The 24,718-nt window shown below is 70.4% G+C and carries 22 protein-coding genes and 3 pseudogenes; 12 read left to right on the forward strand and 13 right to left on the reverse strand.

From position 1 onward, the window contains the following. Window positions 1-8: 8 nt before the first annotated feature. Window positions 9-1,646 carry a ribosomal protection-like ABC-F family protein gene (gene abc-f / locus FHX75_RS08510; protein WP_154937857.1) on the reverse strand — a complete coding sequence of 546 codons (1,638 nt, stop codon included), beginning with the start codon at window positions 1,644-1,646 and terminating at the stop codon, window positions 9-11. A 410-nt stretch (window positions 1,647-2,056) separates the two neighbouring features. Between abc-f and FHX75_RS08515 the strand changes: the two genes are divergently transcribed. Continuing rightward, window positions 2,057-4,297: a hypothetical protein gene (locus FHX75_RS08515; RefSeq protein WP_154937859.1), complete on the forward strand. Its 2,241-nt coding sequence runs from the start codon at window positions 2,057-2,059 to the stop codon at window positions 4,295-4,297. Between the two features lie 37 nt (window positions 4,298-4,334). Here FHX75_RS08515 and FHX75_RS30645 read toward each other — a convergent pair whose 3' ends face one another. From FHX75_RS30645 to FHX75_RS08530, 4 genes are all read right to left on the reverse strand, one after another. Next, window positions 4,335-4,499 (reverse strand): hypothetical protein, encoded by a 165-nt coding sequence (locus FHX75_RS30645; RefSeq protein WP_170285315.1) that lies wholly within the window; start codon window positions 4,497-4,499, stop codon window positions 4,335-4,337. 95 nt (window positions 4,500-4,594) lie between these two features. Next, window positions 4,595-4,801 carry a helix-turn-helix domain-containing protein gene (locus tag FHX75_RS08520; protein WP_088962527.1) on the reverse strand — a complete coding sequence of 69 codons (207 nt, stop codon included), beginning with the start codon at window positions 4,799-4,801 and terminating at the stop codon, window positions 4,595-4,597. After that, on the reverse strand, window positions 4,801-5,259 hold the full coding sequence (locus FHX75_RS08525) for a DUF2975 domain-containing protein (protein WP_246157794.1): 459 nt from the start codon (window positions 5,257-5,259) through the stop codon (window positions 4,801-4,803). The genes FHX75_RS08520 and FHX75_RS08525 overlap by 1 nt, the downstream gene beginning before the upstream one ends. 80 nt (window positions 5,260-5,339) lie before the next feature. After that, on the reverse strand, window positions 5,340-5,837 hold the full coding sequence (locus FHX75_RS08530; protein ID WP_154937862.1) for a MarR family winged helix-turn-helix transcriptional regulator: 498 nt from the start codon (window positions 5,835-5,837) through the stop codon (window positions 5,340-5,342). Window positions 5,838-5,920: 83 nt separating this feature from the next. On the opposite strand from FHX75_RS08530, the gene FHX75_RS08535 reads away from it, so the two are divergent. The 4 genes from FHX75_RS08535 to FHX75_RS08550 all read left to right on the forward strand — a co-directional run bounded on the left by FHX75_RS08535 (window position 5,921) and on the right by FHX75_RS08550 (window position 9,527). After that, entirely contained in the window at window positions 5,921-6,568 is a 648-nt protein-coding gene (locus FHX75_RS08535) for an FMN-dependent NADH-azoreductase (RefSeq protein ID WP_154938945.1), read from the forward strand. A gap of 104 nt (window positions 6,569-6,672) precedes the next feature. Further along, window positions 6,673-7,053: a VOC family protein gene (locus tag FHX75_RS08540; protein WP_154937864.1), complete on the forward strand. Its 381-nt coding sequence runs from the start codon at window positions 6,673-6,675 to the stop codon at window positions 7,051-7,053. Window positions 7,054-7,286: 233 nt separating this feature from the next. Continuing rightward, a complete protein-coding gene (locus FHX75_RS08545) occupies window positions 7,287-7,715 on the forward strand; it encodes a nuclear transport factor 2 family protein (protein ID WP_154937866.1) in 429 nt (142 codons plus the stop codon). A 546-nt stretch (window positions 7,716-8,261) separates the two neighbouring features. After that, window positions 8,262-9,527, forward strand: a complete 1,266-nt coding sequence (locus FHX75_RS08550; RefSeq protein WP_246157795.1) for a PP2C family protein-serine/threonine phosphatase — start codon at window positions 8,262-8,264, stop codon at window positions 9,525-9,527. Between the two features lie 124 nt (window positions 9,528-9,651). On the opposite strand, the gene FHX75_RS08555 is transcribed toward FHX75_RS08550, so the two are convergent. Beyond that, the gene (locus tag FHX75_RS08555; RefSeq protein ID WP_170285316.1) at window positions 9,652-10,560 is read right to left on the reverse strand and encodes a hypothetical protein; all 909 of its coding nucleotides are present in this window, start codon (window positions 10,558-10,560) and stop codon (window positions 9,652-9,654) included. A gap of 576 nt (window positions 10,561-11,136) precedes the next feature. Here FHX75_RS08555 and FHX75_RS08560 point away from each other — a divergent pair. Continuing rightward, on the forward strand, window positions 11,137-12,159 hold the full coding sequence (locus tag FHX75_RS08560) for a S66 peptidase family protein (protein ID WP_154937872.1): 1,023 nt from the start codon (window positions 11,137-11,139) through the stop codon (window positions 12,157-12,159). A 395-nt stretch (window positions 12,160-12,554) separates the two neighbouring features. Further along, the gene (locus FHX75_RS08565; protein WP_154937874.1) at window positions 12,555-13,010 is read left to right on the forward strand and encodes a hypothetical protein; all 456 of its coding nucleotides are present in this window, start codon (window positions 12,555-12,557) and stop codon (window positions 13,008-13,010) included. A 310-nt stretch (window positions 13,011-13,320) separates the two neighbouring features. Here FHX75_RS08565 and FHX75_RS08575 read toward each other — a convergent pair whose 3' ends face one another. Continuing rightward, a complete protein-coding gene (locus FHX75_RS08575) occupies window positions 13,321-13,767 on the reverse strand; it encodes a hypothetical protein (RefSeq protein ID WP_154937878.1) in 447 nt (148 codons plus the stop codon). A gap of 504 nt (window positions 13,768-14,271) precedes the next feature. Here FHX75_RS08575 and FHX75_RS08580 point away from each other — a divergent pair. The 3 genes and pseudogenes from FHX75_RS08580 to FHX75_RS08585 form a co-directional block, all read left to right on the forward strand. Then, a complete protein-coding gene (locus FHX75_RS08580; RefSeq protein WP_154937880.1) occupies window positions 14,272-15,060 on the forward strand; it encodes a maleylpyruvate isomerase family mycothiol-dependent enzyme in 789 nt (262 codons plus the stop codon). Window positions 15,061-15,151: 91 nt separating this feature from the next. After that, window positions 15,152-15,304: a hypothetical protein gene (locus FHX75_RS30650; protein ID WP_170285317.1), complete on the forward strand. Its 153-nt coding sequence runs from the start codon at window positions 15,152-15,154 to the stop codon at window positions 15,302-15,304. A 501-nt stretch (window positions 15,305-15,805) separates the two neighbouring features. Further along, a pseudogene (locus FHX75_RS08585) lies at window positions 15,806-16,970 on the forward strand (IS3 family transposase); the annotation flags it as partial. A gap of 165 nt (window positions 16,971-17,135) precedes the next feature. Here the strand turns inward: FHX75_RS08585 and FHX75_RS08590 are convergent. The 3 genes from FHX75_RS08590 to FHX75_RS08600 are packed head-to-tail and all read right to left on the reverse strand — an operon-like array spanning window position 17,136 to window position 19,401. Further along, window positions 17,136-18,113, reverse strand: coding sequence for an ABC-2 transporter permease (locus FHX75_RS08590; protein ID WP_154937882.1), 978 nt, complete (start codon window positions 18,111-18,113; stop codon window positions 17,136-17,138). Beyond that, on the reverse strand, window positions 18,110-19,009 hold the full coding sequence (locus tag FHX75_RS08595; protein WP_154937884.1) for an ABC transporter ATP-binding protein: 900 nt from the start codon (window positions 19,007-19,009) through the stop codon (window positions 18,110-18,112). Before FHX75_RS08595 ends, FHX75_RS08590 begins: the two co-directional genes overlap by 4 nt. Next, window positions 19,006-19,401, reverse strand: coding sequence for a GntR family transcriptional regulator (locus tag FHX75_RS08600; RefSeq protein WP_053656509.1), 396 nt, complete (start codon window positions 19,399-19,401; stop codon window positions 19,006-19,008). Before FHX75_RS08600 ends, FHX75_RS08595 begins: the two co-directional genes overlap by 4 nt. Window positions 19,402-19,682: 281 nt before the next feature. On the opposite strand from FHX75_RS08600, the pseudogene FHX75_RS32205 reads away from it, so the two are divergent. Together FHX75_RS32205 and FHX75_RS31145 are read left to right on the forward strand one after the other, a co-directional pair. Beyond that, window positions 19,683-19,988, forward strand: a pseudogene (locus FHX75_RS32205) (ATP-binding cassette domain-containing protein); the annotation flags it as partial. Window positions 19,989-20,018: 30 nt separating this feature from the next. Next, window positions 20,019-20,237 (forward strand): annotated as a pseudogene (locus FHX75_RS31145) (tyrosine-type recombinase/integrase); the annotation flags it as partial. A 409-nt stretch (window positions 20,238-20,646) separates the two neighbouring features. Here FHX75_RS31145 and FHX75_RS08615 read toward each other — a convergent pair. From FHX75_RS08615 to FHX75_RS08625, 3 genes are all read right to left on the reverse strand, one after another. Continuing rightward, window positions 20,647-21,822 (reverse strand): zinc-dependent alcohol dehydrogenase, encoded by a 1,176-nt coding sequence (locus FHX75_RS08615; RefSeq protein ID WP_154937886.1) that lies wholly within the window; start codon window positions 21,820-21,822, stop codon window positions 20,647-20,649. Next, a complete protein-coding gene (locus FHX75_RS31530; RefSeq protein ID WP_154937888.1) occupies window positions 21,819-22,739 on the reverse strand; it encodes an SRPBCC family protein in 921 nt (306 codons plus the stop codon). The genes FHX75_RS08615 and FHX75_RS31530 overlap by 4 nt, the downstream gene beginning before the upstream one ends. 455 nt (window positions 22,740-23,194) lie before the next feature. Further along, window positions 23,195-24,307, reverse strand: coding sequence for a hypothetical protein (locus FHX75_RS08625; protein ID WP_154937890.1), 1,113 nt, complete (start codon window positions 24,305-24,307; stop codon window positions 23,195-23,197). Window positions 24,308-24,718 lie beyond the last annotated feature (411 nt).

A 24,718-nucleotide genomic window follows, 5' to 3' on the forward strand; every position in this document is an offset into this window, starting at 1 on the left:
CGGGGGTGTCAGTCGAGCTCGGGCGCGCCGGTCTCCCGCAGCTCTCCCCCGGCGAGCCGCAGCCAGCGGTTCACCCCGATCTCGGCGAGGAACCGCTGATCGTGGCTGACCACCACGAACGCGCCCTGGTACGCGCCGAGCGCGCTCTCCAACTGGGCGACGCTGACCAGGTCGAGGTTGTTGGTCGGCTCGTCCAGCAGCAGCAGTTGGGGTGCCGGCTCGGCGCACAGCACGCAGACCAGGGTGGCGCGCAGCCGCTCCCCGCCGGAGAGCACCCCGACCGGCAGGTGGATGCGGGAGCCCCGGAACAGGAAGCGGGCGAGCAGGTTCATCCGCTCCGCCTCCGGCGTCCCGGGCGCGAACGCGGCCAGGTTCTCCGCCACCGTGCGATCGAGGTCCAGCAGGTCCAGCCGCTGCGACAGGTACGCGATCCGCCCGTCGGCCCGCCGCGCCCGGCCGCCGTCGGACTCCAGATCACCGTGGACCAGGCGGAGCAGCGTGGACTTGCCGGCGCCGTTGGGCCCGGTCAGCGCGATCCGCTCGGGACCCCGGATCACCAGGTCGGCACCGTCGGCGGCGAAGAGCGCCCGGCCGCCGTAGCGGACCTGCATCCGCTCGCCGAGGAAGACGGTGCGCCCGGCGGGAACGTTGGTGCCGGGCAGGTCCAGCACGATCCGCTGCTCGTCGCGCAGGGCGCGGCCGGCCTCGTCGAGCCGGGCCCGCGCCTGGCTGACCCGGGCCGCGTGCGTCTCGCCGGCCCGGCCGGCCGACTCCTGGGCGCCGCGCTTCATCGTCCCGGCGAAGATCTTCGGCAGGCCGGCGCTCTTGAGGTTGCGGCTGGCGTTGCTGGCCCGGCGCTCGGCCCGCTCGCGGGCCTGCTGCATCTCCCGCTTCTCCCGCTTGACCTCCTGCTCGGCGTTGCGGACGTTGCGCTCGGCGACCTCCTGCTCGGCCCGCACGGCCTCCTGGTAGGCGGTGAAGTTGCCGCCGTAGGAGCGGACCTCACCCCGGTCGAGTTCGAGGATGCGGTCCATCCGGTCGAGCAGCGCCCGGTCGTGGCTGACCAGCAGCAGGCAGCCGGGCCAGTCGTCGAGCAGCTGGTAGAGCATGCGCCGGGCGTCGAGGTCGAGGTTGTTGGTGGGTTCGTCGAGCAGCAGGACGTCGGGCCGCTTCAGCAGCTGCGCGGCGAGGCCGAGTGAGACGACCTGACCACCGCTGAGGGTGTCCAGGCGGCGGGTCAGCGCGACGCCGGCGAGCCCCAGCCGGTCCAGCTGGGCCTGGGTGCGCTCCTCGACGTCCCAGTCGTTGCCGATCGTGGTGAAGTGCTCCACGCTGGCGTCACCGGCCTCGATGGCGTGCAGCGCCCGGAGCACGGGGGCGACCCCCAGCACCTCGGAGACGGTCAGGTCGCCGGCCAGGGGCAGGCTCTGCGGGAGGTAGCCGAGCACCCCCTCGACGGTCACCGACCCGCCGGTGGGCCGGCACTCCCCGGCGATCAGCTTGAGCAGGGTGCTCTTGCCGGCGCCGTTGGGGGCGACCAGACCCGTGCGCCCGCCGCCGACGGTGAACGACAGGTCCTCGAAGACGGGGGTGTCGTCGGGCCAGGAGAAGGAGAGGTTGGAGCAGATGACGTACGCATCGGACATGCGGAGGACCTCGGGTGTGATGCGGGCGTGCCACAGCCGCCCGGCGGGCAACAGGGGTTGGTCGACGGCACGGCTCACCGGCGGCGGGGCGCTTCCCACGCGCCTGCCGGTGGCCGAACATGTCCGGTCTCACCCGGAGATGTCGTCGTCACCCGCCATGTCTGGTCTCCCTGTCCCGATCACTCGTCGCCGACATTACCAGCAGCCGATCCGGTGTCCGGCGGACGACGGGACGCGGCAGGTGAGGCGGGCCGGTCGATGCGCGGCCGGGGATGTCCACCCCCTCCGCGTGACCTTCCCGGTTGGCGCCCGCCTGCGCGGGTAGTCACCGCCGCCAGCCGGCTGCCGGGCGACTCGTCCCTCGGCAGCCGTCCCGAACTGCTGGCCGCGCCGCCGGGGGTCGCAGGCCGATGACGGACACCGCACCGCCGTCCGGGGAGCAGCACGCGCCGGACGATGTCGTCGAACTGCGGGTGCACGGGGTCTCGGGCGCCCGCGCCGATCAGGTGCTCGACCGGCCGCACGCCCACCAGGTGGCCGGCGACCGCAGCGGTGGCTTCTTCCGGCCGAGGCCGGGCTACCCGGACAGCACCGGGCCGGGAGGCGTGGTGCTGGAGGCGTACCGGTGGAGCGACCTGCCCTCCGGCACCGCCGCCCGGACACTGTCCCTGGTCTTCCTGCTCCCGTTCATGCTGAGCAACGTGGCGATCTGGATGCGCCCGGCACGGCGGGGGCCCGGCACGGGCGTCAAGGTGCTGTGCCGGCTCCTCGCGCTCAGCCTCACCGTGCTGTACGCCCTGTCCGCCGCCGGCGTCGCCCTGGACCTGATCGCCTGGAAGTGCATGGGCTCGTCCCGCTGCCTGACGGGCCGCCCATGGCTGTCCTGGCTCGGCGGGCACCCGGTCGGCCTGCGGCTGGCGGTGCTGGCCGCGGTGCCGATCGGCGCGGTCGGGCTGGTCTGGCTGCTGGGCGCCCGGCCCGGCCGCTCCTACGAGGGCTTCCGGGTGCCGACCGGCGACCCCGAGGGCGACCGACTCAGCGCCGTCGGCCAGTGGGACGCCATGCCGATGGTGGGCCGGCTGCGGGCGATCCACATCGCCGTCGCGCTCGCGGTGCTCGACCTGACCCTGCTCACCGCGCGCGGTGCCGGCCACCCCTCGGTCGCGACGGTCGGCCTGGCCGTCCTGGCCGTGCTGGTGCTGGCGGCCGGCGCGGCGCTGCTCTGCGCGCCCGAGCTGCTGGAACGGCCGGGGACGGCGCACACCACCGACCGGTTGACCGTGGCGCTGCGCACGGTGGCCTGCGGTCTGACCGTGGCGACCCTCGGGGTCGTCGCACTGGACCGGACCCCGTGGCCGGTCTCGGCCGGGCTACCCGGGTACGACCGGATCGTCGGTTGGGCCTTCCTCGCGCAGATGGCACTGCTGGCGGCCCTCGCCGTGCTGGCCCCCTGGCGCGGCCGCCGGGACGGCAGCCGGGCGCTGCTGCACGGCCTCGGCGCGCCGGTGATCGCGGCCTTCGCGGTCGGCCTGTCGAGCGCGTTCTCCGCCGAGTTGGTCTACCGGACGGCGTACTTCCTCAACCGGCGGGCGATCACCGGAAGCCCGACGGACATGGCGGCCCCGCCGCTGGCCTACAAGTGGGCGCTGTTCACCTTCTTCCTGAGCATGATCATGGCGGTGCTGGTCGCCGGCGGGCTGACCCTGCTCTCCCTCCGAGGTCGCCGACGGGCGGCGGCGGCCATCGTCGCCAGGGACTTCCCGGCAGCCCCGCCGGAGGCCGCCGACCGGATGCGACGCGTGGAGAAGACGATCGCGCGGGCGCGGTTCACCGAGTGGCTCGGCCCGCTGGCCGTCGGGTACGCCTGCCTCGCCGCGGTCGGCCTGGCCACGAGCCTGCTCGGACTGTTCAACGTGCAGCCGAGCCCGCTGGCGGAACGGGTGCTCGGGGTGCCGTCCGGGTTCGTGAACTTCGGGCTGACCGTGGGCAGCTATCTCATCCTCGGGCTCGTGCTCGCCCTGGTGATGGGCGGACTGTTCGCCTACCGGACGGCGGAGTTCCGCCGGTACGTCGGCGTGGTGTGGGACCTGGGCACGTTCTGGCCCCGGGCCGCCCACCCCTTCGCGCCGCCGTGCTACGCCGAACGGGCCGTACCCGAGCTGGCGAAGCGGATCTGCTACCTGGCGGAGCGGCACACCGGCGTGCTGCTCAGCGGCCACAGCCACGGCTCGGTGCTGCTGGCGGCCACGGTGCTGCAACTGCCGCCGCAGGTACGCCGGCGGGTCGCCCTGCTGACCCACGGGTCCCCGCTCGACCGCCTGTACGCCCGGCTCTTCCCCGCGTACCTGGGCAGGGACGTGCTGCACGAGGTGGGCGAGCGGGTCGGCTGGCGCTGGCTGAACCTGTGGCGGGAGACCGACCCCATCGGCGGCTGGGTGTTCGCCGCACACCGGCCCGGTGACCCACCGACCCGGGCCGGCGCGAGCGACCGGGTCGACCGGCGGCTGCGGGACCCCGAGGACGTGGTGGCGCCCCCGAGCGACAGCGTCCCGCCCGCGGTGAAGGGGCACTGGCCGTGCGAATCCGACGAACGCTTCGCCGCCGCGGTCCGTGAGCTGGCCGACCGGCTCCGCGCCGAGGCGCGGACCTGACGCCGCCGGGCGGGGACGACGCCACCGCGGCTTACTGCTACCTGCCGCGTCGGACGGCCCGCACGCCGAACACCACGGCGCCGAGGACGAGCAGGACGCCCAGGAGCTGGAGGCCCGGGGAGTCGTCGGCCTCCCCGTACACGATGCCGGCGACGCCGATCGCGACGGCCAGGAGGGCGACGATGGCGAGGACGTACTTCATGGGGTTCCTTTCCGAGGCCGGATCCGCCGCGGATCCGGCCGGTGAGCGGGTCGACGTGGCCGAGGTGTTCGGTGGTTGGGAGGCGGTGCGCCGGGTCAGTCCTCGACCCACTCGAGCAGGTCACCGGGCTGGCAGTCGAGCACCCGGCACATGGCTTCCAGGGTGCTGAAGCGGACGGCTTTGGCACGGCCGTTCTTCAGCACCGCCACGTTCGCCGGCGTGAGCCCGACGCGTTCGGCGAACTCACCGACGCTCATCTTGCGTTTGGCCAGCTCGACGTCGATGCGGACGACGATGGGCATCAGATCACCGCTTCCATGTCGGTGCGCAGTGTCGTGGCCTGCCGCAGCAGTGCCCGCATCACCACCATCAGGAGCCCCAGCACGGCGACGCCCACCAACATCAGGAAGAGCAGGAGCGGCAGTCCGGGGTCGGAGGCGCGGAAACCGACATAGAGGAATACGCCCAGCAGCACCACCCAGCCGGCGACGATCGCCCAGACGATCGCGTCCACCCACGCCAGGGCGGCGTCACTGAAGATGCGGTCGTTCTTGACCAGGGTGAGCAACTTCCAGGTGGACACGATCACCACCTGGATGCACAGCAGCCAGAACACCGAGACGGCAGTCAGCGGCCACCGGAGGTAGGCCTGGTCCGGGGACTCCTGGGCCATGTGCGCGAACTGTCCGGGCAGGGAGAAGGTCTGGAACATGACCAGGATCCCGAACAGCAGCACGAGGAAGACTCTGAGCGGGGCCACCGCTCGATGCTCAGTGAACATGCATCGACTATCGCTCGTAATCTATCGAAAGTCAATCGGTACGGCGATCTCCCGACCGGTCAGCAGGCCGGCTCGCCCGCGGCCGAGCAAGACGGACCCTCCGCCGCCCCGGCGCAGGACGCCGGACCGCCACCGACCGCCCGCTCCAGCAGCTCGTAGAGGGTCTCGCGCTGCCGCGCGTCCAGCGCGCCGAGCACCTCGTCCTCCACCGCCGCGAGGGCGCACTCAGCCTCCCCGAGGCGCTTCTCGCCGGCGGGGGTGAGCTCGACGACGTGCCGGCGGCGGTCCTCGGGAGAACGGCGCCGTTCGATCAGACGCTCCGCCTCCAGCTCATTGAGCAGCCCGACGATGTTCGTGCCGTCCATCTCCAGCGTGCCGGCGAGGGCCTGCTGGCTGCTGCCGCCCTGCGCCCGCAGCACCGTGAGCGCGACCAGGTGCCGGGGCCGCAGCCCCAGCGGCGCCAGCACCGTCTCGGCACGCAGCCGCATCCGCCGCGCGAGGTGGTCGAGCAGGGGCGCCGAGCGGTGCTCGGGCTGGTCGACCGGTACGGCAGGCATGTGACCAAGCCTACCGCCGCCGCCCACGACCCACGTGCTACAAATGATTGGTACGGCACCAATGAATCGTGAAGGGCAAACCAATGGCACACCTGTTGCACATCGACTCCAGCATCCAGGGGGACCGGTCGGTGAGCCGCCGGCTCACCGACCGTGCGGCGAGGGCCTGGCGCGCCGCGCACCCCGGCGGCACGGTCCACTACCGGGACCTGGGCGCCGAGCCCCTGCCGCATCTGGACCAGGCCGGCGGCCTGGCGCGGATGACACCGCCGGAGCAGCACAGCCCGGCCCAGCGGGAGTCCTGGGCGCTGACCGAGCAACTCGTCAACGAGGTGCTGCGGGCCGACACGGTCCTGCTGGGGCTGCCGCTGTACAACTTCGCCGCTCCCAGCAGCGTCAAGGCGTGGGTCGACCACCTGATCGCGCCCGGCCTGGCCTACGACCCGGAGACCCAGGCCGGCCTGCTGGGCGACCGCGAGTTCATCGTGCTGGCCACGCGCGGTGGCGGGTACGCCCCCGGCACGCCACGCGAGGGCTGGGACCACGCGGAGCCGTGGCTGCCGCACGGCCTGGCGATGACCGGCCTCCAGCCGCGCTTCATCACGGCGGAGCTGACCCTCGCCGGCGTGAACCCGGCCATGGCCGGCCTGGTGCCGCTGGCCCAGGAGAGCCTCGCGGCGGCCGAGCGCGCCGTCGACGAACTCTGGGTCCCGGCCGCCGCCGCGGCCTAGGCGAGGCCGCCACGGGAGTGGTCCACCCACCGGGCCACTCCCCCGACCGCCCCCGGCTCCGCCTGGGGCAGCGCGGACCGGCGACAGGCACTACCTTGCGCGGCATGCATCGCAGCCGCGTCTACGCCGTCCTGATCGACGCCCCGCACGCGGAGGCCGCCCGGGCGGCGGCCTTCTGGTCGGCCGCCCTCGGCGTCCCCGCCGAGGCGGACCCGGAGCACCCGCAGTTCGTCGGCCTGCACGGCGCCCTGCACGGGCTGGTCACCGCCGTGCAGGCCGTCGACGACGCGCCCCGCTTCCACCTCGACTTCGAGACCGACGACGTCGAGGCCGAGACGGCACGGCTGCTCGCCCTCGGCGCCACCGAGGTGGCCCGGTGGCTGGACTGTCGCATCCTGCGGGTGCCGGGCGGACACCTGGTCTGCGTCCTGCCGGTGGAGAGCCCGCCGGAGGTCTTCGACGCCCAGGCCCGGACCTGGCCCTGACAGCCACCACCCCACCCGGCGCCGTGCGGGCAGTCGGGCGGGGCCGCTCGTCGGTAGCGTACGGCGGTGCGCTGACCTTCCCTCGCACGCCGCGCTGCCGCTCGTCGATGACTGCCGTGCTGCACGACGAAGCCTCGATCCGCCAGGTACGGCACCGGGTGGCTCCCGGCCGGTGGTAGCTTCCAGATGCGCAGGCCAACACGCAGACGTCCGGTCGGACGGAAGGTTGAGCCATGGACGAGACCGTCGCGCGGGCGATGATCAAAGCCCACTTCGAAGCCTCCAACGTCAGCGCACCCGGCGGCGGGCCGGGCGACGCCATCGCCCGCGCTTCCGAGATCTACGCCGACGACGCGGTGCTGGAGTGGCCGCAGGGCGGCGAGCGCGTCCGCGGCAAGGCCAACATCACCGCCCTCAGGTCCAGCTACCCCGCCCGGCAGGAGTTCCAGCTGCACCGGACCGTCGGCTGCGGGGATCTGTGGGTCAACGAGTACACCATCCGGTACGACGACCGGCCGATGATGGCCGTCGGGATCATGGAGTTCCGCGACGGCAAGGTCGTCCGCGAGCGGATCTACTTCGGGGAGCCCTGGGAGCCGCCGGCCTGGCGGGCACAGTGGGTCGAGCGGATCGAACCGGCGACCGGCCAGGCATCGGCATGATCACCAGCGCCGGGTGGACGGCTAGCGACTGGTCGCCTCCACCGCGCTCAGGATCAACCGCGTCACGGCCTCGGGCTGCGAGACCATGGAGGCGTGGGAGGCCGCCACCTCCTCGATCCTCGCCTTCGCCCGCTCGGCCATGAAACGTTGCCCCGCCGGCGGGATGGCCCGGTCCTCGGTGCCGAGCAGGTACCACGACGCTGTCCCGTCAGCGGCGGCAACGCGGCTCGGCGCGTGCTCACTCGCCGTGTTGGTCGGCCATCGACCGAGAACGCCTACCGGCACCAACTCCAGCCGGTATGCCTGGGCGGACCGCCGCCGGCGTCGTCCGCTCCGGGGCACCACGTGGATCCCCGGCGGTCCCCAGGTATCTGGCGTTGCAACCCGGTGGACCAGTGCGGCAGTCGAAGGCCACCCACGGCGGGCGGGTGACCGTCCGGCCCACCCGGTCGCCGCGGCAGTGCTCAGCTGAGCCCGGACGCCGGCCCGGAGCCGACGAAACCTGTGTGGACGGCTTGTCGGCTCCCTCGGCCTATGCTCTGGCGCGTGAACAAGAAACGGTGGAGCGGCGTGGACCTGGGCAACGTGCTGCGCGCCGTCGAGGACGCCGCCCCGGTCGACGCGGTGGAGGCGGTGACCCGAGGCATCGGCGTCGACCTCGGGGCGCTGTGGGTGTCGTTCCTCGTCGCGGACATGAGCGGCCGGGCTCTCGTTCGGCTGGCCCACGACGTTCCCTTCGGGAACCGGCCCGGCAGACGCCAGCAGGACGAAGACGTCGCCACCGTGCTGCCTTTCGACGGCGGGCCACAGGAGCAGGCGCTGCGCTCCCAACGCGTGCAGGTCCGTCCGAGCGGAGATGATCACGTCGTGATGGCGCCCGTCACGCAACGGGGCGAGGCGATCGGACTGTTGGAGATCTCCTTGCCGGTCGAGCCGGACGACGAGGCCCTGGCCGAGATCTCCCGGGCCGCGCACGCGCTGGCGTTCGTGGTGATCGCCGCCCGGCGGCACACCGACCTTTTCGAATGGGGCCAGCGAACCACTCCGTTCACCCTTGCCGCGGAGATCCAGCGCCGGCTCCTGCCCTCCTCATTCACCTGCGAGGCCGGCTCGTTCACCCTCTCGGCGTGGCTGGAGCCGGCGGCCAGTATCGGCGGAGACACCTTCGACTACAGCCTCGCGCGCAACCTGCTGCACTTGAGCATCACCGACGCCGTGGGCCACGGCGTGCACAGCGCACTGACCGCAACGCTCTGCGTCGGCAGCCTGCGCCACACCCGCCGCCGCGGTCACACGCTGCTCGACCAGGCTCGGGCCGCAAACTCGGCGCTGATCGAGAATCCGCCCGGGGGGTTCACCTTCGCCACCGGACTTCTCGGCCGGCTTGATCTGCGCACCGGCGTGCTGGCCATGGTCAACGCCGGCCACCCCACCCCTCTGCTGGTGCGCGACGGGACCGTCCAGCCCCTCGCGCTACCGGTCGATCCCCCGTTCGGCGTACTGCGCCACGGGACCTACCGCACAACCGACGTCCCGCTTCGCCCCGACGATCGGCTCATCCTGCTCACCGACGGCATGCTGGAACGCGGCGCCGCCCGCCTCGACCTGCCCGCACGGCTGCCGGGCCTCACCGACCTGCACCCCAGGGAGGTCGTCCGCGTACTCGGCGACGCCGTCCTCGACGTCGCCGGACCCGCCCTGCCCGACGACGCCTGCATGCTCGTCCTCGACTGGCACGGTGACCACGGCGACAACCGCTCCACCACGGCCGGCGCCGATCCCCACCGAGCGAGCGCCCTTCCGTACCCCTGAGACCAGAAACGAGAGGGCGGGCGCCTGCGTCCGTGCGGCAGGGCATCCTCGATCTGGTCCTCGAGAATGATGATCCGGCGCGCGTGCCCGCCCTGTATGGGCCGGGGCAGACGTGTCGCCGGCCTTAGCGCGCGGTGCCGCCCGGTCGACCAGGGCCGCTCCCGGAGCGCCGGTGACCGATCCGTGGAGCCTTTATCACCAGGGAGTTGCCAGACGCCGGGCGGAAATCCCGCGCCGCGCCGGCCACCATGTCGTCGGGATCGCGGCCGAGGGCCCGCCGGATGTGCGGCGGGATGACCTCGGATGTTGCCATTGCCAGTCGGACCTGCACCGAACGGTCGTGAACCAGGCGTTCCAGATCCGCCTCGTCCAGCTGGACCGCGCGGACCAGCGCGGCACGGACGTCGACCACGGGGTCCTGGGCAAGCGCCCTGCGCTGCTCGGCGGTGGTTCGCGGGTTGCGGGCGACGCCCTTGCGTACGCGTACGGTGCGATCGGCCATCAGGGCGGTGATCACGTCGGGGTCGTGGGTGTGGGTGGCGAGTCGTTCCCGTACCTCGGGTGAGACGTCGTCGATCAGCCTGGCAGCCAGTTCTGGCTCCAACTCCCGCACTTCCGCGAGGAGACCACGAAGCTCCTTGTCGGGCGCCTCTGACATCACCCGGCGAACCGATTCGTCGCAAGCCGGGTTGCCGGCGACCGCCCAGCGGACCCACCGGTCGGGGTCCTTGACGAGACGCAAGAGATTGCCGACCGAGGTCGAAGGGTTTCTCGCCACAGCCTCCCGGACCTGACGATCGTGGTCCCGGGTCAGCGGTCGCAGCGCCTGCGCGGGTGCGTCGGTCCGGGCCGCGACCGCCTTACGGACCACGGCCGACGGGTCGGACGCCAGGTCGAAGAGGGTCATCTGTGGCGTTGCGGGGTCCTGCGCGAGGGCAAGCCGCGCGTCGGCGCTGCCGCCGCTCGCACGGTGGGCGGTGGTACCTGACCCGCGGTGGCCGTCGGGCCCGCCGTCGTCCTGCTGCTTCCCCATGGGCGCAATCATGTCACGGGCAGACTGAGGCATCGCGAGGCTGACCAGCGCTGACGATGGTCGAAGCGTTGGGTTCCGGACCCGCAAAGGTCAAGGGATCCGCCGAGTCAAGGGATCCACGAGCACCAAGCACACCAACGCCTCGGCCGACTCGATCAAGAAAAGAGGGCCTTTACAGGCTCTGACCTGCGGAAACCCTCTGGCTATCGGGACGGCCCGGATTCGAACCGACGACCCCTTGACCCCCAGAGATCGGCAACGCGGTCTGGTGTGGCTTGCCCCGCTGGTCGACGGTCCGATGGTGACCGCCATGGTTCCGCCCGGTGTCGTCGGTTGCTGTACTTCGCTGCTGTACTACGCGGCCTCGCCTGCCGGCAGTCCTTCACCGCTGGAAGGTTCGCCACTCTGGGCCGCCTGCTATTTTGAAAACCCCAATGACCCCGCTGTGGGCGCTCACGCAATTCCCCGGGGCCGGCTCACGTATTGGGACCAGCCGGGGTTGTGCGGGCCAGGCCTGCTGCGCGGCCGATCAGTAAGTGTGTAGCGGGTTGTTGCACGTGTTGAAACACTGCGCCGGTGACCGGTTCTGCACTGCCTCAACTGCTTCGACCTCGTGCCCTGGCACCCGGAGATCTCGTCGTCGTCGCGTCGCTGTCCGGGCCGCTCCATGCCGCTTACGAGCCCGACCTCGAGCAGGCGGTGGCCGTGCTCGAGCGGATGGGATTCCGCGTGCGTCGGGCACCGCTACTCGAAGCAGGGCGGCACCATTGGTGGAGCGGCGCTCGGCCGGTGGAGATCGCCGAGGAGCTCAACGCCCTTCTGCGTGATCCCGAGGTGCGCGCGATCATCGCGCATGACGGTGGCCAGACGGCGCTCGGTTACCTCGACCTGATCGACGTTGAGGCGATCGCTGCCGACCCCAAGCCGATCCTCGGCTACAGCGACATATCGCTGCTGCATCTGGTGCTCTACGGGCGCACGGGCCTGGTCGGGTTCCATGCCGACTTGGCGACGCCCGGTCTCGGCGGGGCGTGGCAGACTGCGCCCGCGGCGCGCAGAGTGGAACTTGAGAAGCTCTACTCGGCGCTGCTGACGAGCACGGAGGCGATCGGTGCGCTGCCTGCCACCCCTTCGTGGGAGTGCTGGCGTCCTGGTCGTGCCGAAGGTCGCCTCATCGGTGGGGTGCTCAATCGCATCATGCGGGCGCAGGCGACGCGTTACGCGCTGCCGCTCGAATGGTTTGACGGCGCGGTGCTGTTCTGGGAGGAGATGGGCGGCTACGCATCGTGGGTGTGGAGCGATCTGCAGGTGCTGCGGCACTGCGGCATCCTCGATCGGATCGCCGGCATGGTCGTGGGCGTCCCGTACGCGATCGACGGGCTTGGGGCGCCCGACGCGTCCCCGACCCTGCCCGAGATAGTCCTCGACGTCCTCGGCGACCGTGACATCCCGGTCCTGGGCAACGTCGAGTTCGGACACGCCGGCCCGAATCTGCCGATGCCGGTCGGCATCCGCGTCGACCTCGACGCGCAGCAGCGGACGTTGTCGCTGCTCGAACCGGCGGTACGGCCGCACGCGACAACGGGACCGGTCGGCTGAGCAACGCGGATCAGTGGGCCCACGGTCTCGGAAGCACCCGGGGCCGGCTCAGGCTTTGGTGACCGACGCCTCGGGTCGTTTGTTCGGCCGGTATGAGGGGCCGTTCATGAAGACCTGGGATTTGAACCCCTTACACCCACCGTAGCGAGGGAAACCATCAATCAGACCCATCGGCGCCGTGACCAGCGCCGAACCTGCCGACACTTGCTAACGTCCGCCGTCGTTGGTTGCTCTCAGTTGTAGTAGATCTGTAACCGACGATCTTGCTTCAACAGGCATCTCCTCGGCCTTCTTCCGCACCCTGCCGTTGCTATTGTCGGTTACGTGACCTTCACACGCATCAGGCGGGTTGCGCAAAAAGCTCTGGGCGCGTGGCGTGGTAGGGGGGCGCCGAGATGACGGCCCCGCGGACGCTCATCGGCTCGTACCTGGCGATGCTGGCGCTAAGAAAGGTGGAAGAGCGCGAGCGTTGTCGTGCCGAATTGAGCCGGACGAGGTGGGTCGATGCTGACGAGGTCACGAACGCGGCGCTTCTTCTGACGATACGGCGATACCTCGGGCCGAAGCCAAACTTCATTGCTGTTGGTAAAACTGCCGTTCGTACATCGAGAATCTTCCCGAAGGGCGACATCGCTCCACGCGATGTGGAACGGATCATCAGGAACTGCCTCGGGGAAGATGACGCCATCGAGAAGCTGAAGCTGAAGAATCCGGAGCTGCTGCGGATGCTGACCTTCGCCTCACTCCTCTGGATCCACAAGGTCCCCGAGGCGGAGGTTCTGGAGATCATCGCTCAGGCAGAGGAAGAGGCATTCGATACCGGGTTCTCGCCGACCCTACTGACGGGCTAGATCGCTGCAGCCGCCTTCGCCCCCACACCGCTAACACGCCACGTCCTTTCTCGGACGCGCGCCCAGGCGGCGGCGCGTGCGGCCCGTTGCGGGCCGCCTTGAAGACGTACAGAAAGTTCTCACCACTTCGCCGGCAGCACGCTGTCCGGTCTCAGGACGTGCGTGACAGATCGGTATCAGGACCTGCGTGACACTTTACCCAGTGTTGGTCGAGATGAGCGTGACGGGACAGCGGTATCGGTTTGTGTTAGCGATCCGGGCGACGATGGTCACCGATGTAGCAGCTCGCTTCGCTGTCTCGCGGCAGAGTTCAGCCCCGGGATCCGCGACGTTCGTAACGGCCGACCATGTCGCTGAGCCGGACGGCCTGCTCGGCCGCGATCGTGCCTTCCTGCTCGGCACCGACTAGCGAGTCGACGACGGCCTCGTGTTCGGCAGCGTTGTTGATACGCCCGCGGGCCAGCACGTCGGCGAGCACGTTGCGGCGGGTGAAGGGCAGGCTCTCGGCGGCGACGAGCTCCCAAAATTGATCGACGTGCCGCCCCGTGGCCTCGTTCCAGTAGGTGAGGAACGCCGACTCCAGGTACCGCAGGCCGGCGACCGTCTGCGGCGGGCGCTTCATCAGCTCCTTTAGTTCTTCACCGAAATCCACGATGTTGCGATCCTGCGGCCGGTCGGCGAGCACCCGGGCTCCGATATCGATTGCGCGGGTGAGCTGGCCTGCCCGCTCCACGTACTTGGCGCTGGGTCCCGCCATCTCGTCTCCCGTCAAGGCCCGGCAGGTCGTCGCCGCCTGTCCCACCTTATTCGTGATTCGTGCTCGGTCTGTAGACCAGCGCCGCACCTGACCAGCCACCACCGAAGCCCCCGCCAGAGTCAGCCTGCTGCACAGTCGTCTAGCCGGACGTGTCACGCAGGTCCTGAGACTGATCTGTCACGGAGGTCCTGAGACCCGACATCGCCGGCAGCACGCTGTCGTACTCCGCTTGATGCGTTACGTCGTGGCTTCACTTGATGCGTGACACTCTCCTCGCATGGGGAACCAGCCAGTGAAGGTCGCGTTCGACTTTGAGCAGTACGCGCGTCGGGTGAGCGGAGGGCCTTGCTTCGTCTGCGCGTTTGTAGCCGGCGACTCCGACTACCGGCACCATCTCGTCTACGAGAACGACAATCGCCCTGGGCGCGCCAGTGCCGCGGCACCCGCCGCGTTGGCTGTGGAAATCGCTGTCCGGTTGTCGGAGCACAGTGCTAGAAAGCCGGAGTGCAAAAGATTTTGACGTTCCCTGATCAGCTGCGGCTCATTGACGAACGGTCGACCGCCTTCCGGGCTGCGGTCGCCGCGGCGCCCAGCCTGGACGTGCAGGTGCCGACCCATCCCGAGCGGACGCTGTTCGATCTCGTGCAACACGTGGGCATGGGCCGCCGCAAAGCAGCCGCCGTCGTCGCCGCAGGGCCTGCAGACGCTCCCCCGGAGAAGTCCGCATGGGAGGACGGCATGGGTGCGCCTCGGGAACGCGAGGCTCTCCTGGCTTGGTGGACCGCGTCCGTCGAGCAACTGACGAGCGCGCTGCGCGAGGCTGGGCCGGACCGCGGCTGTTGGACGTGGTGGGGGGACTCCCCATCACCGCAAACCTCTGGTGCCTGGGCGCGGCGCCAAGTTCCTGAGATCGCAGTGCACACCTACGACGCCCAGCTCACCGTGGGTGCCCCGCAGCCGCTACCAAACGAGGTCGCCCTCGACGGTTTCGACGACTGCCAGTACACCCTCTGCGCCACGACGGTCGCCTGGCCACACGAACCCGCCGTCGTCGACTACCACGCCACCGAGGGCTGCTCCTGGCGCCTCCGGCTGTCCCGCGACGGCGCCCGGGTCGCCCGCTTCGGCGAGCCCGCTGCCAGCGAGGACCCGGGCACGGCCGACGCCTCCGCCCGGGGCACGGCCAGTGACCTGGTCCTGTTCTTCTACGGCCGCATACCGCTGGATTCCCTGAAGTGGGACGGCGACCGCCGCATCTTCGACCAGCTCATCGCCTGGGACCCGTCCGTGTAACGGCATCCCAGCTGGCACGCTCCCGCGCAGGTTCACAGCGACGCTGTCCTGCCCATCCCCGTGCACACGCGCCAGAGCGGCCGGGGCAGGCGTGAAGTCGCAGCAGTTCTACGCGGTGATGGCTGAGAACGGCGTCCTACGGGTCGACGACGACAGCCAGGCAGCCCTCGCCCGGGACATGCCGCAGCCGCATCCAAGCCTGAACTCACAGGACGATCGTGCGCACGGTGCCGTGATCGTCTAGCCGGAGGCGTAACGGATCAACTGAACGCAATCCGTAACGCATCAAGTGGAGCCCGACATCGCCGGCAGCCGGCAGCGGGCCGAACTAGTTGGAGATGGCCAGACCTAGTTGCGGCGTCGGTACTGGGTACCGTCCGGGTCGTGCACGAAGACAGGTAGATCAGGCGTGCGCAGTGCAGGTGTTTGCACGGTCACCGCCTCCAGGACGTCGTCGCCGGACACATCGAATCGGGCCGGGAAGCGGATCGGCATCGACTGGGGCCACAGGGACCGCCAGCAATTCGGATCCCGCGATGGCGGGGACGGGCCCCAGCCGTCGACGGTGTAGACCAAGAGGGACAGGCCCCGAAATGTCATGCAGGTCCACAGAACGTTTCGAACGTCGTCGTGGTCCCACGGCCTGTCCGACCTGCGCACTTGGACAGACGCTTGTTTGGGCTTCCCCCGGAGGTGTGGACACCCTGAGAACTGGATCTTGAGTCCAGAGGAAGGGGTGTCCCCGTTGCGGCGTCCATCGAAGTACACGCAAGCGTTCCGGCGCGACGCGGTTGACCTGGTGCGCTCGTCCGGGCGGCCGATCAACGAAGTCGCGCGCGAGTTGGGTATGAGCCATGAGACGCTGCGGAACTGGGTCCGCAAGCACGAGCATCAGACGTCGGGTTCGGTCCCGGTGGCGGCTGGTGGCGGGTTGTCGGTGGCGGACAAGGACGCCGAGATCGCCCGACTGCGTCGGCAGGTCGCCGAGTTGCAGGTCGAGAAGGAGATCCTGCGCAAGGCAGCCGCCTATTTCGCCAAGGAGATGGATCGGTGACCAGCCGCTTTCGGTTCATCTCCGCCCACCGCGCCGCCTACGGCGTCAAGCGGCTGTGCCGGCTGTTGGCGGTGTCCCGCTCGGGGTTCTACCGGTGGATCGCCGCCGAGCCGACCCGGGTGGCGCGGGCCGCCGCCGAGGATGTCCTGGCCGCGCAGATCACGGCGGTGCACGCCGCGTCGGGCGGCACCTACGGCTCGCCGCGGGTCACCGCCGAGCTACGTGATCAAGGTATGCGGGTCAACCGTAAGCGGGTGGAGCGGATCATGCGCCAGCGTGCCGTCGTGGGTCGCCACCTACGCCGGGGCAAGCGCACCACGACCCGGACCCGGCGGCGCCGGCGGTGGCGGATCTGCTCGGCCGCGACTTCACCGCGACCGCACCCGACCAGCGCTGGTGCGGCGACATCACCTACCTGCGGGTCGGTGACCGGTTCCTCTACCTGGCCACCGTCATCGACATCGCCACCCGCCGGCTGATCGGCTGGTCACTGAACACCCACATGCGTACCGACCTCGTCATCAACGCGCTCGACGCGGCCGTCGCCGCCCGCGGTGGCCGGGTCCACGGCGTGATCTTCCACAGCGACCGCGGCGCCCAGTACGGCAGCGCCGGTTTCGCCGACGCCTGCCACCGCCACGGCGTACGCCGCTCCAGGGGCCGCATCGGCTCATCGTTCGACAACGCACTCGCGGAGGCGTTCTTCGCCACCCTCAAACGCGAACTCGCCGTCGACCATCGACGCTGGAACAGCGAGGCCGACGCCCGACGCGACATCTTCCGCTGGATCGCCTTCTACAACCACCGCCGTCGCCACTCCGCCCTCGGCTACCGCAGCCCCGCCGAGTACGAACGAACCCTCGACCCCACTACGCTGCTACCGATCGCGGCACAACCCGGTGTCCACACCCCCGGGGGAAGCCCAGCTCTGCCATCCACACAGCGTGAACGTCGACACGCCGCCCGGCCGACAAGCCGAACAGCGTGTCAACCAACACCGTGAACGTTTGTGGTCAGGGCACTAGATCATACGGCGCCGTACCCGCCACACCACCACACCGATCAGGACCGCCGCGACGGCGATGAACAGGGCCGCCTCGATGAGCTGGAACGTCCAGAACCGGTCGGCCGGGTGGTAGACCCCGAACTGCTGGATGCCCCGCGCGTGCAGGAACTGGTTGAGGTTGGTGCCGGCCCGGTTGGCGGCGCCCTCCAGCTCGTAGTACTCGGTCCAGCTCAGCCTGCGCCCGGTGGCGTCTGCGTAGCCGTGTTCGATCATCCAGTCGGCGAAGCTGGGCACGGGCCGGTGCCCCGCCTGGTCCTTCGAGCCGCCGACGGGGACCGGCTCCATGGTGGTGAGCGGCGTGGCGTACGCGGGACGGGCCAACAGCGCCACCGGCATCCGGGCGGCGAGGAACGCCCCGAACGCGACGCCGAACGCGGGCAGGCTGCGCCGCAGGATCGCCCCCGCGGCGGTGGCGACGCCGAACGCGAACAGCGCGTACGCCACCGGAACAAGTCCCTCCAGGTCGAAGGCGTCGTACTGGAACCGCCCTTCCCACGCGTCGAATGGCTGACGGAACCAGGTGAGCACCGCGGTGAACATCCCGGTGAGCGTGACGGTGACGCCGGCCAGTACCGCGAGCTTGGCCGCCAGCCAGCGCATCCGCGGCACGGCCTGCGTCCAGGCGAGCTGCCAGGTGCCGTCCTCCAGTTCGCGCGCGAGCAGCGGCGCACCGAGGAACGCACCGATGACGACGGGGACCAGATAGAAGCCCGCCAGGAGGTTCTCGACGTACCCGTACTCCTCGTCGAGCCGGCGGAAGGAGGCCGCGCAGGCCTCGTTGATACCGGCCTCTCCCGCACACCGGGCGGGACCGCCGGGGAACAGGTCGTGGGCCTGCGTCCCGAGCACGAGCAGGGCAATGCCGAACATGCCGACAAGCAAACCCAGGACGCAGACCTCGGTCCGGTGCTGGCGCCAGATCAACCACGTCATGCCGCCACCCCCGACGTGACCGCGGCGCTCGGCTCGGACGGCCGGCGCAGGTACGCCAGCACCAGGTCCTCCAGCGCGACCGGCTGGGCCTGCCACCCAGGCGCGGCCGGGATCGCGCCGTCGCGTACCAGCAGGGTCGTGTGCCGGTCGCTGTGGACGGCCTCCACGACGGCGCCGGCCCGGTCGAGGTCGGTGGCCGTGCGCGGGCCGACGAGCAGCCGGTGCTCGGCGAGGAGGGTGTCGATGTCACCGGTGAGCGTGACCCGGCCGTGGTTAAGCACGACCAGGTGGTCGCAGACGCGCTCCAGCTCGTGCACGACGTGGGAGGAGAACAGGACGGTCACCCCGCCTTCGGCCACCGCGCCCATGAGGACCTGCAGGAACTCGTGCCGGGCCAGCGGGTCGAGGCTGGCCACCGGCTCGTCGAGGACAAGCAGGTCCGGCCGCTTCGCCAGGGCCAGAGCCAACGCGACCTGGGCCTGCTGCCCGCCGGAGAGCGTACCGGCCCTGCGGTCGAGCGGGATGCCCAGCTTCGCCAGCCGGCGCTCGGCCAGCCCCTGGTCGAACCGCAGGTTGCAGGCCCGGCCGAAGCGGAGCATCTCGGCGACGGTGAAGCGCTTGTACAGCGGGTGGTCCTGGGCCAGGAACCCGACCCGGGACAGAGTTTGCGGGGTGCTGGCGGTGACGTCGTGGCCGAGGACCTCCACCGTGCCGGTGCTCGGTGCCAGCAACCCGACGACCAGGCGCAGCAGCGTGGTTTTGCCCGCGCCGTTCGGCCCGACCAGGGCGATCACGCCGCCCGCCGGCAGGGCCAGGGTGCAGTCGCGCAGCGCCCAGCCCCTCCGGTACCGCTTGCCCACACCGTCGGTGCTCAGCGCGAACTCGGTCGCTGTCACGCCACGTCCTCATTCCTCGTCTGCTGGTGGACGGAAGTAAAAAGCGCGTTGACCGCCTGCTCGTCGAGGCCGGCCGCGTAGGCGCGGCGCAACCAGGTCGCCAGGCCGCGGCGCAGCGACGTGTACGTCGATGCCGACATCGCGGCCGACTGCTGTTCATTGACGAACGTGCCCTGGCCGGGCCGGCCGGTGACCAGGTTCTCCTGCTCCATCTGCCGGTACGCCTTGGCGACGGTGTTCGGATTGATCGCCAGGTCCTCGACCACCTCGCGGATGAGCGGGAGGCGGTCACCGGGTTGGAGAAAGCCCAGCAGCACCGCCTGGCGGACCTGCTGGACGAGTTGCAGGTACGGCGGCACGCCGGAGTGGGTGTCGAGCCGGAAGACGAACACGGTAGCCCCTTGCTGCTTTACTAGTACCATAGTAAAGCAGGAAGTTGGCGGTCAAGAGAGCCGACGCGCCCGCACGACCGCGGCACCGGATCCGGGCGCACGCCTGCCCCGACTGCCGGCGGGTAGCCGCGCGGTCGGGGCGCGGCGGCGACAGTGACAACGGACCGGCGATGTACGCGATGAGGCGGCTGGCCGCGTGGACCGCGGCTGGGGCACGTATCGGTATGGCCGTCCTCGGTGGCGTGGCGGGATGGAACTTGCTCCACTGCCCGGCCCAGGGGGTGCTCTCGGCCCGCCCTACAGGAACGCGCCCGCCTGCGGGCCGCCGCCCGGGTGGCGCCGACCGGCTGCGCGGCCACATCGTCTGTGACGGGCTGGTCCGCATCTTCAAGGCCGACGGGGTCGAGGTCGTCGCCCTACAGGGCTTGGACCTCGTGGTCGACCGGGGTGAGCTGATGACCCTGGTCGGCGCCTCCGGATCGGGCAAGTCGACGCTGCTCACGATCCTGTCCGGGCTCGACGTGCCCACCGCCGGCACGCCGACTACGAACAGACCCTCACACCGACTACGCTGCATCAGGTCGCGGCATAATCCGGTGTCCACATCCCGGGGGGAAGCCCAAGCGGGCCTTGACCCCCGCGACTGGACTCCCCCAGAGCTGCGACACAGCTTCGTCTCCCTGCTGTCGGACAGCGGGATGAGCCTTGAACAGATCGCGGACCTTTGCGGCCACTCGGGCACGACTGTCACCGAGAGCGTCTACCGGCACCAACTGCGGCCGGTGCTCCTAGGCGGGGCGGTCGTCATGGACCGGATCTTCGACGCTGAGGCGTAGTCAGCTCAGTTAGTCACCCAGGTACGACAAAGGGGCCGTCTCGAACCTCCGAGATGGCCCCTCACCTGCGTCGGGACGGCCGGATTCGAACCGACGACCCCTTGACCCCCAGTTTCACAACGACTCTGTCACGCCGTGCCGGAACAGCTCGAAGCATCCACAGAAGCCGGACAGAACGACGGCCCGAAATGCTGTCCCATCCCGCTTGGTACCGCCTCATCCGCAGGTGGCGATCTTCTCAGTTACCGGGCTCGTTACCGCGGATCGTCAAGCGCTTCCCATGCCAGGCAGTTCGGCCGGGCTCCTGCGTCGCGCGACTGTCGGCAGCTTCTCCCATCGATCGGCAGACTCCGGACAGACCCCACATTCGGCCACCGTGGGCCCCGCGGTGGCCGGATGCGGGTGCTTGTCAGGGTTTGAGGACGACCTTCTCGCAGTGGTCCTGTTTGTTCTTGAAGATGTCGAAGCCGCGTTCGGCCTCGTCGAGCGGCAGGGTGTGGGTGATGACGCGGGTCGGATCGATCTCCCCGCGCTCGATGCGCCGCAGCAGCGGCTTCATGTAGCGCTGCACGTGGCATTGCCCGGTACGCAGGGTCAGCGCCCGGTTCATCCACGCGCCGGCCGGGAACTTGTCGAGGAAGCCGCCGTACACGCCGATCACCGACACGATGCCACCGCTGCGGCACGACAGGATCGCCTGCCGCAGCGCGTGCGGGCGCTCGGTCTCGGAGCGGACCGCCTGCTTGATCCGGTCGTAGGCGTGGACGTGCGCGGCACCGTGGGTCGCCTCCATGCCGACCGCGTCGATGCACTTGTCCGGTCCCCGCCCGCCGGTCAGCTCCAGCAGCCGGGCCCGTACGTCCACCTCCTCGAAGTTCACCGGTGTGTGGCCCGCCCGTTCCGCCATCTGCAGCCGGTACGGCTCCTTGTCGATGGCGATGACCTTCGCGGCGCCGAGCACCCGGGCGCTGTCCATCGCGAACTGGCCGACCGGGCCGGCGCCCCACACCGCCACCACGTCGGTGGACTGGATGTCGCACATCTCGGCACCCATGTAGCCGGTGGGCAGGATGTCGGAGAGGAACAGCACCTGCTCGTCGGTCAGATCGGACTCGATCTTCAGCGGACCGACGTCGGCGAACGGCACCCGCGCATACTGTGCCTGACCCCCCGCGAAGCCGCCGGTCAGATGCGAATAACCGAAGATCCCGGCGACCGGGTGACCGAACATCTTCTCCGCGATCCCGGCGTTGGGGTTGGAGTTCTCGCAGCAGGAGTACAGCTCGGCGGCGCAGGCGCCGCACGCGCCGCAGGCGATCGGGAACGGCACGACGACCCGGTCCCCGATGCGCAGCCGATCCGGATCAACGCCCGGGCCGACCTCGATCACCTCACCCATGAACTCGTGACCCATGACGTCGCCGTCCTGCATCGTGGGCACATACCCGTCGACCAGGTGCAGGTCCGAGCCGCAGATGGCGGTGGAAGTGATCCGTACGATGGCGTCGCGCCTGTTCAGGATCTTCGGGTCCGGCACATCGCGGACCTTGACCTTGTTGCGGCCCGCCCAGGTGTTCGCCCTCACGCGTCCGCTCCCTTCGCGAGCTCGGAGTCCGACAGCGGTTGCGCCGGACGCTGCGGGAACTCCTTGCGGGCCCGCTTGCCCCACGGGGCGCCGTCGGAGCGGACCACCTCGCCGGTCTCCAGCACCTGCTTGAGCCGGCGCAGGTCGTCGTCGAGCTGCTGGTGCGGTTCCTCGCCGAAGTACTTGGCGACCGCCTTGCCGACCGCGCCGCCCGGGATGTCGTAGGTCAGGACGACGTGCACCTCGGTGCTCACACCGTCCGGGGCGGGCACGAACCGAACCGTACCGGCGTTCGGCACGTCGGCATTCCCGGTCGACCGCCACGCGATCTTCTCGCCGGTCGCCTCGTCGATGATCTCGGCGTCCCACTCGACATTCTTGCCGAACGGAGCGCTGGCGGACCAATGGCTCGTACGGTCACCGGTGGCGCGAACCTCCTGGAGATGCGCCATGAACGTCGGGAGGTTGCCCAGCTCGCGCCAGAACGCGTAGACCTCCGGCGGGGGTTTGCGAACGGTTGTCGTGGCCGTCAGCTCCATGGATCCTCCTTTGCGTGAGCCTCGTAGCGCCCGCACGGAGCCGATCTCCCTCGCCCGGGTGGCCTGCACGGCGGTCAGCAGATCCAGCACCGTGATCCCGACGACGGCGCCGGTGACGCCGACGAGCCGCCGCCGGCGGCGCCCGCCACGGTGGGCGATGGCCATTCCGAGCGAGGTCAGGTCCATCGCGTCACCCACGACCCGGGTCCACGCCCAGACGCTCTTGCGCCGGCTCGTCAGGAGCCCGGCCGCGTGTACCAGCTCCCGCGCCCCGACGAGCGGCACCACCGCCCGGGACGTCGGGGAGTCGTCCACGCCGCTGATCCGGCGCACCGTGTCCGGCGCCGCCAGCTGTGCCACGCCCAGACCGAGACTCATCCAGCCGAGCCCGCGCCCCCGCCGCTGCACCTCGTTCTGCCTGGCCCTAGCTGCCTCTCGGGTCGCCAGTTGAGTCACAGGTAACCTCCGTTTCCGATCGCACCTGGCCGAACATCCCGGTTCACGGCGATCCGGGGCCCGACCTAGTGGGGCCGGGATACCCCCCGGGCACCACCTGAACCCGCCAATCGATCGCTGCACGGAAATCGCACGGCTGGCCCGGGCCGCCAGACGGGCACTCATCGGGACGGCAGCCGGCCCGCCAACGCCGGGACCGGCTCCGGCCACGCGGACCGGATGTCCCCGTGTGGTGGCCGCCGAGCCGCTCCCGCAGGAGCGTGCCAAGGTCGCTGACACGCCCGCACCGCCACGCCCACAACGTGCGTGACGACGCCCGGGCCCTCGGCGTTCGATCGCGAATCGGGCATGCGCCCGCTCACCCGCCCGCAGTGGGGTTATCCGTCCGTCTCATCCCGCCAGCCGCCGGGTGCGGGGTGGTAGCCGTAAGCGGCAGCCCGCACCGTTTCCTCGTTCTCCAGCCCGGAGCCGATCGCGCCGCCGACGGTGGCCAGCGAACTGGTGATCCAGGCGAGCGTCAAATAGTCGGTGATATCGACCGGCCGCTGCAAGGTCCGTTCCAGCACGGACGTGTCGATCAGCAGCGCCCCGACGAGCACCGTTCCAGCGAACAGCACCAGGTAGGACACCGCCGTGGCCAGAGTGAGGGTGAGGATAGTACCCAGGTTGAACAGCCGGGCCAGCTCAGGCGGTGTCTCGTGGTCTGGTTTCTCCCACAGGTCGTGCGCGACGATCAGCCAGGCCACCAACGCGGTCAGCCCGAGTAGCATGATCACGGCGAGCCGGATTCCGCCGAGCGCATCGCCCATCTGCCAGATGGTGTTCGTGGTGAGCGCGAACGCGGCCGTGCCGAACGCGCCCACCAGCAGCTTGGACAGGCCCAGCAGGGCACGCCCCGGGCGGTTGGCTCGGACCATGCCGGCCAACAGCCGCACCCGGCCGCTCAGCCGTGAGGCGACGTAGCGCAGTTCCGCGGCGTCGGTCTCGCCAACGACCGTGTGGATGGCCGTAACCCGGCTTGCCATCTCGGCCGGTGCCCAGCCGGCCGGCGTCACCCGTTGGTCGGAAGCGTCGGTGAGTAGTCGGCTCACCAGATCCGGAACGGCCGCGCGGGCCGCTCGCAGCTGCTGCAGTCCCAGCGCGGGCAGGGACACCATCGCGACTCGGCGCCGGGCGGAGCTCTGCGCGACCAGCGGCACCCGCCCCGTGTGCAGCGGCAGGTCGGTCAGGCAGATTGCGACGTCCCACTGGTCGTCAGTGCGCCGTTGGGCAGCATCGTCGAGCAGCGCCTCCACGCCGCCGTCGCGGCGCGGCGCCACTTCACCCCAGCCCTCCCGCACGGTCCACCGCACGTCCGCGTCCACCCGCTCGGCTAGCCGGCCGGCCAGCTCGGCGGTGAGCCGCGCGGCCACCCGGGCCGGATGGTCCGGCGGGGTCGCCACCAGGCCGACGACGACCTCCGGGCGGTGCTGCTGTTCACGGTGCGTCATCGGTGCTCCTCACCGGTAGCCGGGCTCGTCGCCGTCCACCGTCACCAACCAAGTCATCGCGAACTCCTCGCTGGAGAGCCCGTAGACGGAAGCACGAGCAGGACGACCAGCGCCGCCGGCACATTGACCAGCCAATCGACCACACTGGCCCCGGCGTAGGCCATGATCGCCGGCAGCGTCCGGAGCCGCTCGACGGCGAAGAACCCGGGAGTGAACTGCCGTTTCGCGGCGCCGCCCGGTCGAGGGCTCGTCGCTTGCTCCGGTCGCCTTCCCTGTGCGGGTATCGGCAAACAGGCCAGCGAAGGCCGCTCGATGGCGGACAATCCGCCCAGATGCCCACTGAATAGTGAGGGCCCTCGTGGAGAAAGGTCACGCTACGAGGGTGTGCTGCCCGTCGTGGTGGGTAACGCA

Origin of the sequence: Micromonospora palomenae (genome assembly GCF_007829925.1) — a bacterium.
Classification (GTDB): Bacteria; Actinomycetota; Actinomycetes; order Mycobacteriales; family Micromonosporaceae; genus Micromonospora; species Micromonospora purpureochromogenes.